At 47.1% G+C, this 15,296-nt stretch carries 11 protein-coding genes and 1 riboswitch; of the genes, 4 read left to right on the top strand and 7 right to left on the bottom strand.

Annotated elements, in window-relative coordinates; all coding sequences use genetic code 11:
- The first annotated feature begins 27 nt into the window (after nt 1-27).
- The 4 genes from ACHZCY_RS16095 to ACHZCY_RS16080 all read left to right on the top strand — a co-directional run bounded on the left by ACHZCY_RS16095 (nt 28) and on the right by ACHZCY_RS16080 (nt 5,841).
- Nucleotides 28-2,166, top strand: coding sequence for a methylmalonyl-CoA mutase family protein (locus ACHZCY_RS16095; protein WP_319549624.1), 2,139 nt, complete (start codon nt 28-30; stop codon nt 2,164-2,166).
- On the top strand, nt 2,163-4,340 hold the full coding sequence (gene scpA / locus ACHZCY_RS16090; RefSeq protein ID WP_319549623.1) for a methylmalonyl-CoA mutase: 2,178 nt from the start codon (nt 2,163-2,165) through the stop codon (nt 4,338-4,340). The genes ACHZCY_RS16095 and scpA overlap by 4 nt, the downstream gene beginning before the upstream one ends.
- A gap of 86 nt (nt 4,341-4,426) precedes the next feature.
- Nucleotides 4,427-5,590 (top strand): methylmalonyl Co-A mutase-associated GTPase MeaB, encoded by a 1,164-nt coding sequence (meaB, locus tag ACHZCY_RS16085; RefSeq protein ID WP_205221971.1) that lies wholly within the window; start codon nt 4,427-4,429, stop codon nt 5,588-5,590.
- A 47-nt stretch (nt 5,591-5,637) separates the two neighbouring features.
- A complete protein-coding gene (locus tag ACHZCY_RS16080) occupies nt 5,638-5,841 on the top strand; it encodes a hypothetical protein (RefSeq protein ID WP_205221972.1) in 204 nt (67 codons plus the stop codon).
- Nucleotides 5,842-5,982: 141 nt separating this feature from the next.
- Here the strand turns inward: ACHZCY_RS16080 and ACHZCY_RS16075 are convergent, their stop codons facing one another.
- The 7 genes from ACHZCY_RS16075 to ACHZCY_RS16045 all read right to left on the bottom strand — a co-directional run bounded on the left by ACHZCY_RS16075 (nt 5,983) and on the right by ACHZCY_RS16045 (nt 14,890).
- Nucleotides 5,983-7,386, bottom strand: coding sequence for an MFS transporter (locus ACHZCY_RS16075; protein ID WP_319549622.1), 1,404 nt, complete (start codon nt 7,384-7,386; stop codon nt 5,983-5,985).
- Nucleotides 7,387-7,549: 163 nt separating this feature from the next.
- The gene (ribB, locus tag ACHZCY_RS16070) at nt 7,550-8,209 is read right to left on the bottom strand and encodes a 3,4-dihydroxy-2-butanone-4-phosphate synthase (protein ID WP_205221974.1); all 660 of its coding nucleotides are present in this window, start codon (nt 8,207-8,209) and stop codon (nt 7,550-7,552) included.
- Between the two features lie 102 nt (nt 8,210-8,311).
- Nucleotides 8,312-8,461, bottom strand: a riboswitch (FMN riboswitch).
- Nucleotides 8,462-8,636: 175 nt separating this feature from the next.
- The gene (locus ACHZCY_RS16065; protein WP_319549621.1) at nt 8,637-9,716 is read right to left on the bottom strand and encodes an HD domain-containing phosphohydrolase; all 1,080 of its coding nucleotides are present in this window, start codon (nt 9,714-9,716) and stop codon (nt 8,637-8,639) included.
- Entirely contained in the window at nt 9,706-11,541 is a 1,836-nt protein-coding gene (locus ACHZCY_RS16060; RefSeq protein WP_394713408.1) for an ATP-binding response regulator, read from the bottom strand. The genes ACHZCY_RS16065 and ACHZCY_RS16060 overlap by 11 nt, the downstream gene beginning before the upstream one ends.
- A gap of 758 nt (nt 11,542-12,299) precedes the next feature.
- On the bottom strand, nt 12,300-12,659 hold the full coding sequence (locus tag ACHZCY_RS16055) for a hypothetical protein (protein ID WP_319549619.1): 360 nt from the start codon (nt 12,657-12,659) through the stop codon (nt 12,300-12,302).
- A 38-nt stretch (nt 12,660-12,697) separates the two neighbouring features.
- Nucleotides 12,698-14,083 carry an IS4 family transposase gene (locus ACHZCY_RS16050; protein WP_319547517.1) on the bottom strand — a complete coding sequence of 462 codons (1,386 nt, stop codon included), beginning with the start codon at nt 14,081-14,083 and terminating at the stop codon, nt 12,698-12,700.
- A gap of 390 nt (nt 14,084-14,473) precedes the next feature.
- The gene (locus ACHZCY_RS16045) at nt 14,474-14,890 is read right to left on the bottom strand and encodes a secondary thiamine-phosphate synthase enzyme YjbQ (RefSeq protein WP_205221978.1); all 417 of its coding nucleotides are present in this window, start codon (nt 14,888-14,890) and stop codon (nt 14,474-14,476) included.
- Nucleotides 14,891-15,296: the final 406 nt, after the last annotated feature.

The following is a 15,296-nucleotide window of genomic DNA, read 5'->3' as shown; positions in this document are numbered from 1 at the left end:
CATCCAACAATGGAATAGGAGATAGAAATGAGTGAGGCTTTAGATATCTTACAGGCTTTTCCTGCTCACACCCATGCGGACTGGCTAGAGGCGGTTGATAAACAGCTCAAGGGTAAACCATTTGATAAGGTACTGGTAAAAAAGACCTACGAAGGGATTGATATCCAACCGATGTATTTCCAGCATGACTTGGACAAACTCGATTTTGTAAACACCTTACCCGGGCAATTACCGTATGTGCGTGGGACCTCTGCATCAGCAAGCGTTGTCAATCCCTGGGAGATTGCCCAGGAAATTACCGACTCAGACCCTGAAGAATTTAACGCAGCAGCCCTTAACGACCTCGGTCGCGGGCAGAATGCACTCAATGTAATCTTTGACAATGCCACCTGCAAAGGAATCAATCCAGACAAGGCTGCTGCTGAAGATGTGGGCAAAGATGGGCTTTCTATTGCTACGATGGCAGATTTTGAAAAGGCTTTCAAGGACATTGATTTCACTGCTATACCGATGCAACTGCACTGTGGATTTTCAGGAGTCGGGATGACCGCGTTGCTGGCAGCACATCTGAAAAAACAGGGTACGAATCCACAAAAGCTCACAGGCTGTATTGCTGTTGATCCGTTAAGTTATCTTGCTGTGCAGGGATCGCTACCTCTTCCACTTTCCCAAGCCTATGATGAAATGGCACAAGTAACCCATTGGGGCCTGGCCAATGCTCCCGAGTTACAAACTATTGCTGTTCATGTTGACCCTTATCAGCGTAGTGGCGGCAATGCTGTACAGGAAGTGGCCTATGCTATGGCAACGGCTGTTGAGTACGTCCGAGCCATGCAGGAACGAGGACTCACCATCGATGAAATAGCACCCAGAATCATGTTCGCCTTTTCCATTGGTGCTGATTTCTTCATGGAGATTGCCAAATTTCGTGCAACAAGAATGGTCTGGTGCCAAATAGTGGAATCTTTCGGTGGCAACGAAGAGTCCAGAAAAATGAGAATCCATGCCCGCACCTCAACCTGGAACAAAACCCATGTTGACCCATGGGTTAACATGCTCCGAGTATCCACCGAGGCTTTTTCCGGAGTGGCAGGCGGAGTGGATTCCATGCATGTCAGTCCTTTTGACGAAATATTCAGACAACCCAACGAATTTTCCAGACGTATTGCACGAAATGTCCACATCGTCCTCAGGGATGAGGGTCATTTTGATAAAGTGGTCGATCCAGCCGGTGGTTGCTGGTATGTCGAAACTATCACCGGAGAGATAGCAAAAAAAGCCTGGGAACAGTTCCAGGAAATAGAAAAGCAGGGCGGCATGTTTACCTTCCTGAAAGCAGGAACTCCTCAGCAGCAAGTTGCTGAAATTGCTGCTCAACGTGCCAAAAATATTGCTATCCGGAAAGATCGCTTTGTTGGTACAAATATGTACCCTAACCTCTTGGAAAAGCCTGAATCAACTGATGAGCTCGATGCTTTTGCATTTCAGGCTGACCGAGTTGAACAGGTTATCCAATATGAAGGTCAAGCAGATCAAGCAGCTCGTGACGCAGCCTTGGCACAAGTAGCTGCAAGCAAAAAGAACGTTACTGCCGACACTGTTGAAAAGGCCATAGCCGCAGCATCAGCCGGTGCAACTCTTGGAGATCTATTCCAGGCTCTCCGTGGTGAAACTACAACCACGGAAACGGTTACCCCGCTCAATATCCACCGTGGTCCTGAACCGTTTGAACAGCTCCGTCGTGCAACAGAAGCCTATACCGCCCAAACAGGTGCGACTCCCAAGCTTTTTCTAGCTAACATGGGCCCTATCCCACAACACAAAGCCCGTGCGGATTTCTCCACAGCATTTTTCAATGTCGGAGCCTTTGAAACAATCGGCAACGATGGTTTTGGTTCAGTTGATGAAGCAGCCGAAGCAACTCTGGATTCAGGAGCTAAAGCGGTGGTTATTTGTTCTACAGATACTGACTACCCTGAGGTAGTACCACCTTTAGTGAGCAAGATAAAATCTGCCCAGCCGGGCACCCTTATCATCTTAGCAGGATACCCTCAAGATCATATAGAATCCTTCAAAGAGGCCGGTGTCGATGAATTCCTGCATATACGTTCAAACGCTCTGGAACTTTTAGGCAAAGTGCAAAAACATTTGGGGGTGACAGCATGAGCAATCCTAATTTTACAAATATAGCCTTTGATCCGACCAAGTCGCGCATGGATTATTCCACATGGGCGGCAGCCATTCAAAAAGAAACAGGCATGTCTGCTGAAGACCTGGTTTGGAAAACAGTGGAACAAATAGATGTCAAACCTATGTACAGGCGCGACGACTACCAAGGGCTTGACCATCTTTCCTATATGGCTGGCATTGCCCCTTACCTTCGCGGACCATATGCGACCATGTTTGTCATGCGACCATGGACGGTTCGCCAGTATGCCGGTTTCTCCACAGCTGAAGAAAGTAATGCTTTTTACCGTCGTAATTTGGCAGCTGGACAGAAAGGTCTTTCCATTGCCTTTGACCTTGCTACCCACCGTGGGTACGACTCTGACCATGAAAGGGTTGTAGGTGATGTTGGTAAGGCTGGGGTTGCGGTTGACTCCATCCTGGACATGAACATCCTCTTTGCCGGTATTCCTCTCGATGAAATGACGGTTTCCATGACCATGAACGGCGCAGTACTGCCAATCATGGCCTTTTATATCGTCGCTGCAGAGGAACAGGGGGTTAAACAGAGTCAGTTAGGCGGAACCATCCAAAACGATATTCTCAAGGAATATATGGTTCGTAACACCTATATTTATCCGCCGGCAAACTCGATGAAGATCATCTCCGACATCTTTGCCTACACTTCCGAAAACATGCCGAAATACAACAGTATCAGTATTTCAGGGTATCATATGGAGGAAGCCGGTGCGACTTCAGACATTGAAATGGCCTATACCCTCGCCGATGGCTGGGACTATGCCCGTGCTGGTGTAAATGCGGGTATGGATATCGACACCTTTGCTCCACGGCTCTCCTTTTTCTGGGCCCAAGGCATGAACTACTTTATGGAAATTGCCAAAATGCGGGCTGCCCGTGTTCTTTGGGCAAGAATTATAAAGACTTTTGATCCCAAGAATGTAAAGTCCCTTGCACTGCGGACACACAGTCAGACTTCAGGATGGAGTTTGACCGAAGGCGACCCCTTCAACAATGTATGCCGAACCGTTATCGAAGGAATGGCTGCAGCCCTTGGCCACACCCAGTCCATGCACACCAACTCACTGGATGAGGCCATTGCACTGCCCACCGAGTTCTCCGCACGTATCGCTAGAAACACCCAGCTCTACCTGCAGGATGAAACCAATATCCTCCGCCCTGCTGACCCTTGGGCCGGTTCCTACTACCTTGAAGCCTTGACAGGAGCGATCATGCAGCGTGGCTGGTCTCTTATCCAAGAGATTGAAAGTCTCGGCGGTATGGCCAAGGCTATTGAAACTGGTCTCCCCAAAATGAGGATCGAGGAAGCTGCAGCTCGTCGACAGGCAGGGATCGATTCGGGACAAGAAAAAATTATCGGAGTCAATAGTTTTTGCCTGGATAAAGAAGAAGCATTGGATACCCTTGAGGTAGACAATACTGCTGTTCGCGAAGCACAGCTTGAACGCCTGGCAAAACTCAAATCAATGCGCGACGAAACCAAATGTCAAAGCGCTTTGAACGGGTTAACTCAATGCGCAAAAACCGGGGAAGGCAACTTGCTGGCGCTTGCCATAGAAGCTGCCAGAGCCAGAGCTTCATTGGGAGAGATTTCCGATGCGCTGGAGAAAGAATGGGGCCGTCACACCGCTGTCATCCGTTCCATATCCGGTGTCTACAAATCCGAATTCAGCGAAAAGGAAGAAGTAGAAAAAGTCATTCAAATGACCAAAGAGTTTGAACAAGAAGAAGGACGACGTCCTCGAATTATGGTTGCGAAGATGGGCCAGGACGGTCATGACCGCGGCGCCAAGGTTATCTCCACCGCCTTTGCCGACCTTGGATTTGATGTGGATATCGGCCCTCTGTTCCAGACCCCGGAAGAAGCAGCCCGTCAGGCAGTTGAAAATGATGCCCATATTGTCGGCTTCAGCTCCTTGGCCGCTGGTCACAAAACCCTTTTACCCGCTCTGGTTGATGAACTGAAAAAACTCGGCCGCCCTGATATCATGTGTGTTATTGGAGGCGTAATCCCTGCTCCTGATTATAAATATCTCAGGGAAAGGGGTGCTGCGGCCATCTTTGGCCCAGGTACGGTTATTCCGGTTGCCGCCCAAAAGGTATTGGAAGAGCTGAAAGCTCGCTTACATGGCTGATGCATATACCTTTGGCAAGTACCTTTCAGCGGATTTCCTATCCGCTGAAAGGTACAGCCAGTTAACCAATGAGGGAGGATAATGACATGGCTGACAAGGATAAACTACCGGAATGGGCTCCTCAGGAAGGCGGTAAAGGATTTGCCTGCCGGGTTATGGACGGCGTCGAAGGAGGTCACGACGGCATAAGTTCTTACAGTGGCACTCAGGCAGGAAAACCAACCAGCAAGTATAGACGGGCGCAACTGACTCCAGACCAGTATGCAGAAGGGGTACTTAATGCGGACCGCGGTATAATCGGCCGTACTATCACACTGGTGGAAAGCAACCTGCCAGCCCATACGGACCAGGCCCAGGAAATTCTGAAAAAACTCCTGCCCCACACTGGAAACTCAATGCGGGTCGGCATCACAGGTGTGCCGGGTGTCGGCAAAAGTACCTTTATCGAATCGCTTGGGTATTATTTAATCCAGGGAGGGCATAAGGTTGCAGTATTGGCCGTTGACCCCAGTAGTTCCATATCCGGCGGCAGTATTCTTGGCGATAAAACCAGGATGGAGCGATTGGGAAGAGATAAGCGTTGCTTTATAAGACCATCGCCTTCCGGCGGGACCTTGGGCGGTGTTGCCAGAAAAACAAGGGAAACCATGCTCGTTTGTGAAGCAGCAGGGTATGATGTGATCCTTATTGAAACAGTCGGGGTCGGCCAAAGTGAGATTACTGTCAGGTCTATGGTCGATTTTTTCCTGCTACTCATGCTGGCTGGTGCCGGCGATGAACTTCAGGGAATCAAAAAAGGAATCATGGAGCTGGCCGACGCCCTGGTAATCAACAAGGCAGACGGTGACAACAAGCTCCCTGCTGAAACAGCTCGTAACGAATATGAACGTGCAATGCATTACCTGCAACCTTCGACCGAGGGGTGGACATCCCATGCCTTTACCTGCTCTGCAGTAAAAGACCAGGGTATCGAGGACATCTGGAAGGTGATTGGTAAATTTAAAGAAATCACCACAGAATCAGGTATTTTTGAACAACATCGAAAGCAGCAAAGTATCAAGTGGGTCCACGACATGGTGGACGAACATCTCCGCTCTCTTTTCAGCAGACATCCGGAGATCATCAAGATGATCTCCAAAATTGAACAGGATGTCGCTGAAGGAGTTTTGCCGGCGGTTTCAGCGGTACAAAAATTGATAGCTATTTTTGAAGGAAAACGGATGCAGGAGGGAAAGCAGACAAGGCTCTAACTTATTTGACCATGCTCTAAAACCATTAACTGACAGAGGAGAAGACAATGAAAGATGATCGAGACAAAAGGTTTTATGTGTCAAGCGTTGGCAACCTGTTTCTTAAATCTTTGGAGATGTTTGCAGACCGAATAGTATCAGCCCAAGGTCAGGTGGTGGATCCGAAAAAAATGGAGCTTAATGAAAGTGCTACCGTAGAGTTTCAAGGCCCCACAAGAACAACCCGTACATCAGTAGTCAGAATTGAATAGCCTGCAAGGCTATCAGCACGCAGATAAAAAATTGTTGGTCAGCGTCCACTCAACCCCAAAGAGCAGGGGTTGCATCAAGCACGCTGATCAGCAACCGTCTTTACCCCAACATCCCACTCGAAAAAGAACAAGCGAGTATTTTTAGGGACGAATCTCCCCCCGAAACCAGGAAAAATACACGCCGAACAGGCAGAAAACAGCAGAGAAAATATAGACTATATGGACACTGCGAAGAAAGGGACCAAAGATCTCCGGGGTGATCGACTGCTCCCCAACAATGATCGAGAGCACGACCGTGGCCAGAGCCATGCTAAACATTTGTCCCAGCAAACGCATGGTGGCCACCGCTCCAGAGGCAAGACCATAGTAACGTTTTTCCACAGCTCCCATGATGGCGCTCATATTGGGAGAACTGAACAGGGCAAAACCTGTTCCGAGCAGAAGCAAATCAGCTACAATGAGAGACAGGGGTGTATGGGGAGTGAGCATGGTCAAAAGAGAGACGCCGATGACCGTAACCAACATCCCGGCAGTTGCAAGCAGGCGGGGTTCGATTGTATCTGACAGTCTTCCCGCAAAAGGAGAAAGAATCGCCATCACTATCGGCTGAGCCATTAAAAGGGTGCCGGCAGCTTGAGGGGACAAACCTTGTACATACTGCAGATACAAGCTGAGGAGAAAGGTTACCGCAAAGGTGGCCGAATAGTTGAGTAAAGCTGCCAGGCTCGAGAATGCAAATACCTTGTTGGTGGTAAAAAGCTGTACCTCAAACACAGGAAACTTTGCTTTGAGTTGCTGGCGGATAAAAATATAAAAAAGCACGCCACCGGCTGCTAAAAGCCCAAACCCGAGAGCCGAAGGAATTCTGGTTACTCCATATACTACCGATAAAATGGCTACCGCATACAGCAAACCGCCTGCAATATCGAAGTGTTGCCCGGGTTCACCATACCATTCACCTTTCAAGTGATGCAAAGTCAGGTACAGCGAGGCGATCCCCATGGGCAGCATTACAAAAAAGATGGACCGCCATCCTAAATGTTGGGCAAGCAAACCACCCACAAAGGGCCCCACAGACAATCCAATATACACCGCAGCAACATAGACACCGATCACTTTTCCGCGTTTTTCAGGTGGAAAAATAGATGTCAAAATGGCCATACCCGTAGTCACAAACAGGGCTGAACCAACCCCTTGAATAATACGCGCAACGATGAGCACCAAAAAGGCATGAGCAAAAACTGCTAACAATGACCCGACAGTGTAAATAAAAAGTCCTTGGGCAAACAGTTTTTTACGGCCGAAAATGTCTGCCAGTTTCCCGGCCGGCACAAGCACGACCGCCATGGCCAGCAAGTATGAGGTTGCAATCCAGCTCAGCTGCACAGCGTTGAGTTGCAAATCTTTCTCCATCGCAGGCATGGCGATGTTGACAGACGAGAGCATAAACGGGCCCATGAATGACGTTACGGTTGCCACAATCAGCGCGGATCGCTCAATTCTCGCCTGTTCTTTGCCGGCCTCTTCTTTGTTGCGTGCGTGCATGTTCACCTCTGATATCTCTCACATCAATGTGCATTACAACCGAATCAGAGAGAGCAACAAATCGTTTTTTCCCTTTTGGGGGTACATCTTGCCGGCAATCAATTCCCTGCCCCGCCTTATCGAGACGAGGCAGAAGAAATTATCTACAACTGGGCCGCGTTAATTAATTGCTTTTCTCAGTTCCCTGATTGGTCTCCCTATACTGCACAATATCCTCAATTGTAAGCACAATCATGTCATGCTTATCTGCAAATGCTACAATTTCGGGTACTCTGGCCATGGTACCGTCTGGATTGGTCAACTCGCAGAGTACTCCAGCCGGTGCAAGTCCTGCCAGCTGCATCAGGTCAACGGTTCCCTCGGTATGACCACGCCGACTCAACACGCCTCCTTCACGAGCTCGTAAAGGAAAAACATGCCCAGGGTTATTTAAGTCCTCTGGTACGCTTGTCGGTGCTGCGGCTGCCTTGATAGTGGTTACCCGATCTGCAGCTGAAACGCCGGTGGTAACCCCGTCTCTTGCTTCAATGGAAACCGTAAAAGCCGTTTGATACCTGCTGCTGTTGTCTTCAACCATGGGCGGCAACCCTAAAGCTTCAACCTTTTCACCTGTCAGACAGAGACACACAATACCGCTACATTCACGAATCATCAATGCCATCTGTTCGTTGCTCAAGTGCTGAGCCGAAAAGATGAGATCTCCTTCGTTTTCCCGATCCTCATCGTCAACGAGTAACACTCCGCCACCGGCGCGCAAAGCCTGCAACGCCGAATCAACCCGCTGTTGCGAGTCACCAAATTTTGCAATCAAAGACTGATTCATGGTAATTTCTCCTTATACCTTTACCAGAATCAGGGCACAGAAGAGCTGGGAACGATTGCGTGGACACACAACCGCAGAGGCAGAATACACAACAAACCGCCTGGCTACTCTCTCCCTTCCGGACTATAACCGTCGGCTCTGGAATCTCACCAGATCTGCTTGACCCTGCTGCTCGGCAGCAGGCGCTCGCGGGCTTTTCCTGAAACAGGCATCACCGCCGGTGGGGAATTACACCCCGCCCTGAGAATAGTTAGTACATGACTCTCCTGCTTTCTACCAAGCAGCTGTGAGCCATGCACACCTCATTATAATTACTTGAGGGGTGTTTACATCGCATACTATCTTTGCTGCACAGCCCCCAAGGCGGTTACATAGTACAGAAGAGCAAAACAAAGTCAAGTTGAAAAAAATTATACATTGTAACTTATCAGTCCCTATAAGCCAGAGCGACTTTATAGAACTGCGGTTCCACCTTGACAAGGGCATCAATAAGCAGAGGATCAAAATGACTGCCTTTCCCATCTAGCATTATTTGCAACGCATCGGCATGGGATATAGCATCTTTATACACCCGCTTTGAAATAAGCGCGTCGTATACATCGGCAATAGCCATTATTCTTCCAGCCAACGGAATATTTTTTCCTGCCAGTCCCCTGGGGTAACCAGACCCGTCATATTTTTCATGGTGACTGCCTGCAATTTCTTTGGCACAGCTTAAAAAAGAAGTGGAATATCCGGCCATCTGCTCCAGGTTGGCAATAACTTCCTCGCCAAACAGGGTGTGTTTTTTCATCTCGTCAAACTCTTCAGCTGTCAGCTTGCCCGGCTTAAGAAGAATCGAATCTCGGATAGCCACCTTGCCGATATCATGTAAAGGAGCGGACTTCTGCAGCAGGTCAATGTATTCATACGTCAACTGATCTACAAAATGACCATTTTCAACCAGTGAAACAGATACCAGCTCCACATATTTACGGGTACGCTGAATATGGCGCCCAGTTTCCGGATCACGATATTCCGCCATCTCACCCATGGCCTCAATGATGACATCTTTTAATTGTTCTGTCTCATGGGTTCGCTGTTCAACCAATTCTTCAAGGTGAGACCGATACGCATACAATTCAAGATGATTCTGGACTCGTGAACGTAACTCTGCCCCATTAAAGGGCTTGACAATATAATCTACAGCTCCCAGCTCAAGGCCGCGGGTAATGTCAGCGGACTCTGCCCGAGCAGTAAGGAAAATAACTGGAATATCTGCAATCACCCGTTCCTTTTTCAACTCCACCACAGCCTCAAAACCACTCATGCCAGGCATCATGACATCCATTAAAATAAGCTGAGGGTGAGCCGCTTTTATCCGCTCCAATGCCTGTTCTCCAGTGGTAGCATAGGCAAATTCACAATCGAGCTTTTGCAAGTGTGACAGGGCTATTTGAATATTTTCAGGGACATCATCCACGATAAAGATAAGCGGCTGACTACTTTTTTTCGTTTTACTGTTCATTTTTAACCAGTTGTGTCAAGAGATTCTCTACGCCGATAATATCGTGCTCAGTGGCATAAAGTATCAGTTCTTCGCCAAAGTCAATCACCGTTTCCAGCCCTCTTGATTCGCCTTCCTGCTTTATCAATTCTCCGAGTTTGATCGCAGTGGAAAGGCTGCCGGTAAAGATAGCCTTTTCAAGCTGTACTTCCAACTCATCACTCCATAAGGAAGAAATCAGCAACAACTGCTCCTTGCCCTCCTCATTAGCTATTGAGGACTCCGAATCCACCTCACCATCACCAAAGGCAGAGCCAAGATTGTATTGAGCAATAATTTCTTCTATTTCTTCAAATCGAAACGGCTTTTGCAAGTGGCCATCAAAAAGTGGTTCAGCACCAGTATCTTCAATTAACTCTCCTGTCATCATAATCACCGGAATATGTTCCGTCGCTGGATTGGTTTTCAGTTCCATGGTCACCGCCTTGCCATCCTTGCTGCCGCTAAGATGCAAATCCATAAAAATAATGGCCGGTTTATGCTGAACTGCAGCCTCAAGTGCCTCATCGCCGGTTGAGGCAGTTGAGACCTCCATGGACGATCCGCTGAAATAATCAGTAAAGACTTCCTTGATCAGTTCTTCATCGTCAACAATCAACAACCTGGAAACAGCCGCAGGAAGTGGCTCAGGAGCTTCAGTAGTCTGTGAGGCTAAATGGTACTGTGTTTCGGCCATGGAAACATCGGTTAGGGTAACCGTAAACGTTGTGCCCGCTCCGAGGGCGCTTTCAAGCACAATTTCCCCGCCCATCATGGCAACAAGCCGACCACATAAAGCCAACCCAAATCCTCGACCATTATAATTGGTGACAGCTTCCTCTCCAGTCGGGTTGAGTATATGGGATAGGATCGCAGAATCTTTTTCAGGGATACCTATCCCCGTATCAGCAACGACAATGCGCAAATTATAGATTTCTGCTTGGCTGCTATCCCACTCCCCCTCTATGGTTACGCAAATACTTCCTTTACGGGTAAACTTAATCGCATTACTCAGTAAATTCTGTATAACCTGCTTGAGACGTATACCATCAATAAACACAACCGGTGGAATATCCTTATCAACGAAATAACTCACATCCAATTTTTTAAGTTGCGCCTGATCACGAAACAGATCAACTACCTCGCCGACAAGATCCGGCATGCGAACCGGTATTTTTTTCAATTTCAAGCGGCCCGCTTCGATTTTTGACAAATCCATTAAATCATTAAGGATTGTCACCAAGGTCATTCCACTCCGGAAGATAGTTTCGGCAAATCTCTTTTCCCTATGGGGAAGATCACTCCCTGCTAACATTTCTGCATAACCAATGATAGCATTCATGGGGGTACGGATGTCGTGGTTCATATTGGCAATAAACTCTTGGTGAATATTACGAGTCTGCTCCGCATTTACCGGTACGCCCTTTTCCTTGTATGCCTTTCCCTCACCTTGAAGAATATCTTTTCCGTAACGAATCACAAAACGACCGTGTTCGGTTTCCTGCAGCAACAGCAACTCCTCGTTACATTCCACAGTGCCGTCCGCATAGGTACGGGTCCTGAGATATTTTTTTTGTTTCTCTTTACCTGCAAAAAAGTCGGCAATAATTTCTGCAGAAAAATAAGGGTCCAGCTCGTAAGCAGGAACACCCAAGAGAGCGACATCAATATTTCTTGCATTAATAAGGGCTGTTTTATTTGCCTTGGCAACACAGTACTTTTCATCAATCCACCAGATATCCAAAGGAACATTGTCCAACGCCTCCAGTACTATGGCAGGTGTGTTGTCATTTAATCGGTGATCCATAACTGTAAGGGTTTTCTTTTGCATGTGATGGGTTATTAAAAAAAATGTGCGGATGAACAATATACCAGCAATGCCCCACAAAGAAGACGTGCTTTCACTTATTGCAACAGCAAACTTTCTTTTTGACTTGTTGGGAGGCTGTCGGATATTAAGCTTTTATCTCAACCTATTTATAGTAAATCAAGCAGAGCCGGATGGCTGGCAACAGAGTCCATGCTCAGCAGGGAGCATTGATTTTCAAAAAATGACGCCTAACGGGAAAAAAGAACATCATCCGAATGGCTTCCCATAGATACTACATTACTCTCCTAAGTTGTATACTAGAGCAAGTAGTGCTTGATTACCAAATGTTAATTCAAAAAGATTTTCTTTTGTAGACACTTGTATGAGGATTTACAGAACGAAGCGATAGGATAAATCATCTCTGAATAACAGCTGACACTCGCTGGTTACGCATACCGCGCGTAATTGAGAACAAGCATAAAAAATATACAGAAAGAGGGTCACTGCTCTCTGCAGTGGGTTTGAGGTAACCATTCAGCGAATATTTAAAAACTTTCATTCTACCCTGAACTGTCACTGCTCAACAGGGCTCCAAATATTCGGAACAGACCGATTAAGCAGATAAGCCCCGACTTCGATACATCGGCATGCTGGACGAGCAGATCGTGGAGAGTTGGAGTGTTGCTGAGTTACAAACACTGGTTTATTTTTCCATGCAGCCCGGCCTACCTGCCAAATAACATAAAAATCTTTGATTAGAAGAACTTACTACCAACTTTAGCATTAACTGCCGGCGAGACAAACGTGGCCTCACCGCTTTCTGCCTTTGGATATTGCACGCCTAAAACCAACACCTCTGAAGTGACAGGTCCCATTGGCCTTGGGTCAAAATTTAAAACTCCGAGTACCAGTCTGTCCTTAACGTCCTCAACCGGGTGACAGGTAAAGCGGCCGTAACTTACTCGCTTTCCATATTTGCCGAAATCTACAACCATCTTATAGGTCTGCTTATTCGTTCTGGTTTCCAGTTCGACCTCAACAACCCTGCCAACTCGTACATCAAGTTTTGCAAATGAGTCATCATAGGAAACAACAGGTTTTATTTTGCTTGCCATTTTTCTTTTCTCATAACACCTCAACTTTCGGGGTTGCCTCATTTTACTGTTTTACCGTTTAAAACAGAGGTGCACGCCTGGTGTGAATTCAGGATATCAACAGCCGTCCCCATGATTACATCAATCATTGATGAAATTATTTGCTCCGAGAATTCTCCTGTAGATCGTATTGCATCCAGGACCAGGGCCAACAGGCGCTTCATCGATTCCAGCAGGCTGATGTCGGCCACCTCATCACAACAGGCATGGAACAGGCTGCCTAGCGTCCGCGGGTCGTCATAATGCCTCTGTTCAAAAGCCAGGAAAATATAACGAGTCATGACAATGGTTGTATGTCCGATGAGGCCATCGTAGTCACGGAGTTGGACCTCACGCTCAAGGTTCAGGTGCTGCTTCGCCATTTTAAAAAACACTTCTATGTCCCAGCGTTTTCCGTATATCCTGACTATTTCCTCATCGGCAAGCTCGAGGTCAGTGCTGAGCAAGGCCAGCCATTTCCTTGTATTGCGATGACGAACAAAAACGACCTTAACCGCCGTTCCCCCTTTCATTTCTACTACAGTGCTGGCAAGGACTTTTGCCAGTCCCGGTTTTTTACGCAAACGCTTGTATAGTTCACTCAGCCGGACATGGACATTTTTGTGACAATAAAGAACGCTTTTGAGATCCTTAGCCATGCAGATTACCGGTATGTCTTTGCTCAGTCTGGCAATCAAGCCGGAAAAGCAGAACCAGCTGTCCAGCAGGAGGTAATCAGCTCGTACTCCTCTAGCCAGAACACGCTTGACCATTTCTTCCAGCACCGCTGGTGTTTTTGTCGTAGCTTCCTTCCGGCGCTTGGAGCCACAGCATCTTTTGTCCAGCTCTTTGGTGGATTCTTGAAGCCGGTTCTTTTTTGCCACTGAGGAGCGAAGGGCGAAATCCAACGGGACAAAGCTCGCTCCATCCGACCAGCCTAACTGCAAGAGTTTAAACCCATTAAGGTAGCGCCTGCTGTTATGGTCAAAAATTCTTGCCAGGAGTTCCACCTTTTTGGAACGGCCGCGATCGTAGACGCTGTCATCAGCAATCAGAACTTTTACCCGGTCATCATTAGTCAATGCATCGTAATATCGACAAACCAATGCACTTAATTTGAGCATGAAGGCTCGCCAATTGTACTTGGGCGATGCCAACAGCTCATAGGCAGCGTCTTTGCCAAAAGCAACATTATCATTGAGCACGATCCCTCGATAAAAGTTTGCTCCTTGGAAAGGAAGCATGAAGATCGCTTGAAAAATTACTAACGGTGTCGTGCCTTTGAGTTTGCGTATTCCGCTGGTATTGAGCAAAGTGCCGATCGTGAAGGTGTCAAAGAACGATGCAATTCGAGATTGCAGCTGTTTTGCCTCTTGTTGTGCTTCGAAATAACTGGTAGTTTCCATAAAAGCTCTTTCTTCCTGGTATTGTTGGTTTTTTCGCAGATCCCAATATACCAGAAAGCGAAGAGCTTTTCTTTTTTTTATGCTATTTTCAGGTGGTTGCTATATATTTTCTGTCATGCGCTTCCAACCCCGAAAGTTGAGATAACACGAAGACTAGAGTGAATGCTGCGTACTATTACGTTTTTTGTTTTGAGCTTCATTTTTACAAGGTTGATACGGAAGCAAGGTACAAATCCTGCTTACGTCTATTTAACGCCCTTGAAGGAAAATTTCCTGTTCAGGAACAGAGTTAAAAAAACAACTGAACACGTCTTGAACATATTTGACATCGAGCAGCTAAATCAATAAACAAAGTTGCTACTCACTGGCATTGTAACGCCACTTTGGAAATCACTCGCCGATAATTTTCACCAACACCCTCTTCTTCCGGCAACCATCAAATTCGCCATAAAAAATCTGCTCCCATGTGCCGAAATCAAGCTGTCCGTCTGTGATGGCAACCACCACTTCACGGCCCATGATCTGCCGCTTCATGTGCGCGTCGGCATTGTCTTCATAGCCGTTATGGCGATACTGGTTAACCGGTTCGTGAGGCGCTAACTTTTCCAGCCATACTTCGTAGTCATGATGTAAGCCACTCTCATCATCATTGATAAACACTGATGCTGTTATGTGCATCGCATTCACAAGAACAAGCCCTTCCTGCACTCCACTTTCACGGAGACACTCTTCAACCTGGGGGGTAATATTGATAAAACCTCTGCGCGATGGAACTTCAAACCAGAGCTCCCTCCTATAGCTTTTCATACATGTACCTCTCTTAAAATTTACAAAAAATAGTAACAATTCAGCGAAGATCTAAAAACTGTCAATCTACCTCGAACGGTAAGTGTTCAGCAGTGCTGCAAATGTTCACAAACTGTCAGATTAGCAGAGAGGCCCCGACTTCGATACATTGGTATGCTGGGCGGACAGGTTGTGGAGAGTTGGGCCGCTGCCTCTAACCCGAATTTCTCATGAACATTGTGTCAACCTGTCAAATTACAAACAATCTTTATATGTTATACAAACTAAGATGAAGTTGAAAGTTTTTCACAATGTTCACCAAAGGTCAGTCCATCCAGCACCATTTTCTTCAGTATTTTGGTAATGAATATAGGCTACTATGATTCATTGCCAAAAACTTTGAAACTGGCGCTGCCTGAAACTGATG

It is taken from the genome of Desulfogranum marinum (genome assembly GCF_963675105.2).
GTDB lineage: Bacteria > Desulfobacterota > Desulfobulbia > Desulfobulbales > Desulfobulbaceae > Desulfogranum > Desulfogranum marinum.
Note: the sequence above shows the minus strand (reverse complement) of the source record. Positions and strands in the feature narration are given on the sequence as shown.

What these genes read in the sequence shown, in the direction of transcription:
- ACHZCY_RS16055 (WP_319549619.1), bottom strand. Translation starts at nt 12,659, where the DNA reads ATGGCAAGCAAAATAAAACCTGTTGTTTCCTATGATGACTCATTTGCA.
- ACHZCY_RS16060 (WP_394713408.1), bottom strand. Translation starts at nt 11,541, where the DNA reads ATGGATCACCGATTAAATGACAACACACCTGCCATAGTACTGGAGGCG.
- scpA (WP_319549623.1), top strand. Translation starts at nt 2,163, where the DNA reads ATGAGCAATCCTAATTTTACAAATATAGCCTTTGATCCGACCAAGTCG.
- ACHZCY_RS16045 (WP_205221978.1), bottom strand. Translation starts at nt 14,890, where the DNA reads ATGAAAAGCTATAGGAGGGAGCTCTGGTTTGAAGTTCCATCGCGCAGA.
- ACHZCY_RS16050 (WP_319547517.1), bottom strand. Translation starts at nt 14,083, where the DNA reads ATGGAAACTACCAGTTATTTCGAAGCACAACAAGAGGCAAAACAGCTG.
- ribB (WP_205221974.1), bottom strand. Translation starts at nt 8,209, where the DNA reads ATGAATCAGTCTTTGATTGCAAAATTTGGTGACTCGCAACAGCGGGTT.
- ACHZCY_RS16095 (WP_319549624.1), top strand. Translation starts at nt 28, where the DNA reads ATGAGTGAGGCTTTAGATATCTTACAGGCTTTTCCTGCTCACACCCAT.
- meaB (WP_205221971.1), top strand. Translation starts at nt 4,427, where the DNA reads ATGGCTGACAAGGATAAACTACCGGAATGGGCTCCTCAGGAAGGCGGT.
- ACHZCY_RS16080 (WP_205221972.1), top strand. Translation starts at nt 5,638, where the DNA reads ATGAAAGATGATCGAGACAAAAGGTTTTATGTGTCAAGCGTTGGCAAC.
- ACHZCY_RS16065 (WP_319549621.1), bottom strand. Translation starts at nt 9,716, where the DNA reads ATGAACAGTAAAACGAAAAAAAGTAGTCAGCCGCTTATCTTTATCGTG.
- ACHZCY_RS16075 (WP_319549622.1), bottom strand. Translation starts at nt 7,386, where the DNA reads ATGCACGCACGCAACAAAGAAGAGGCCGGCAAAGAACAGGCGAGAATT.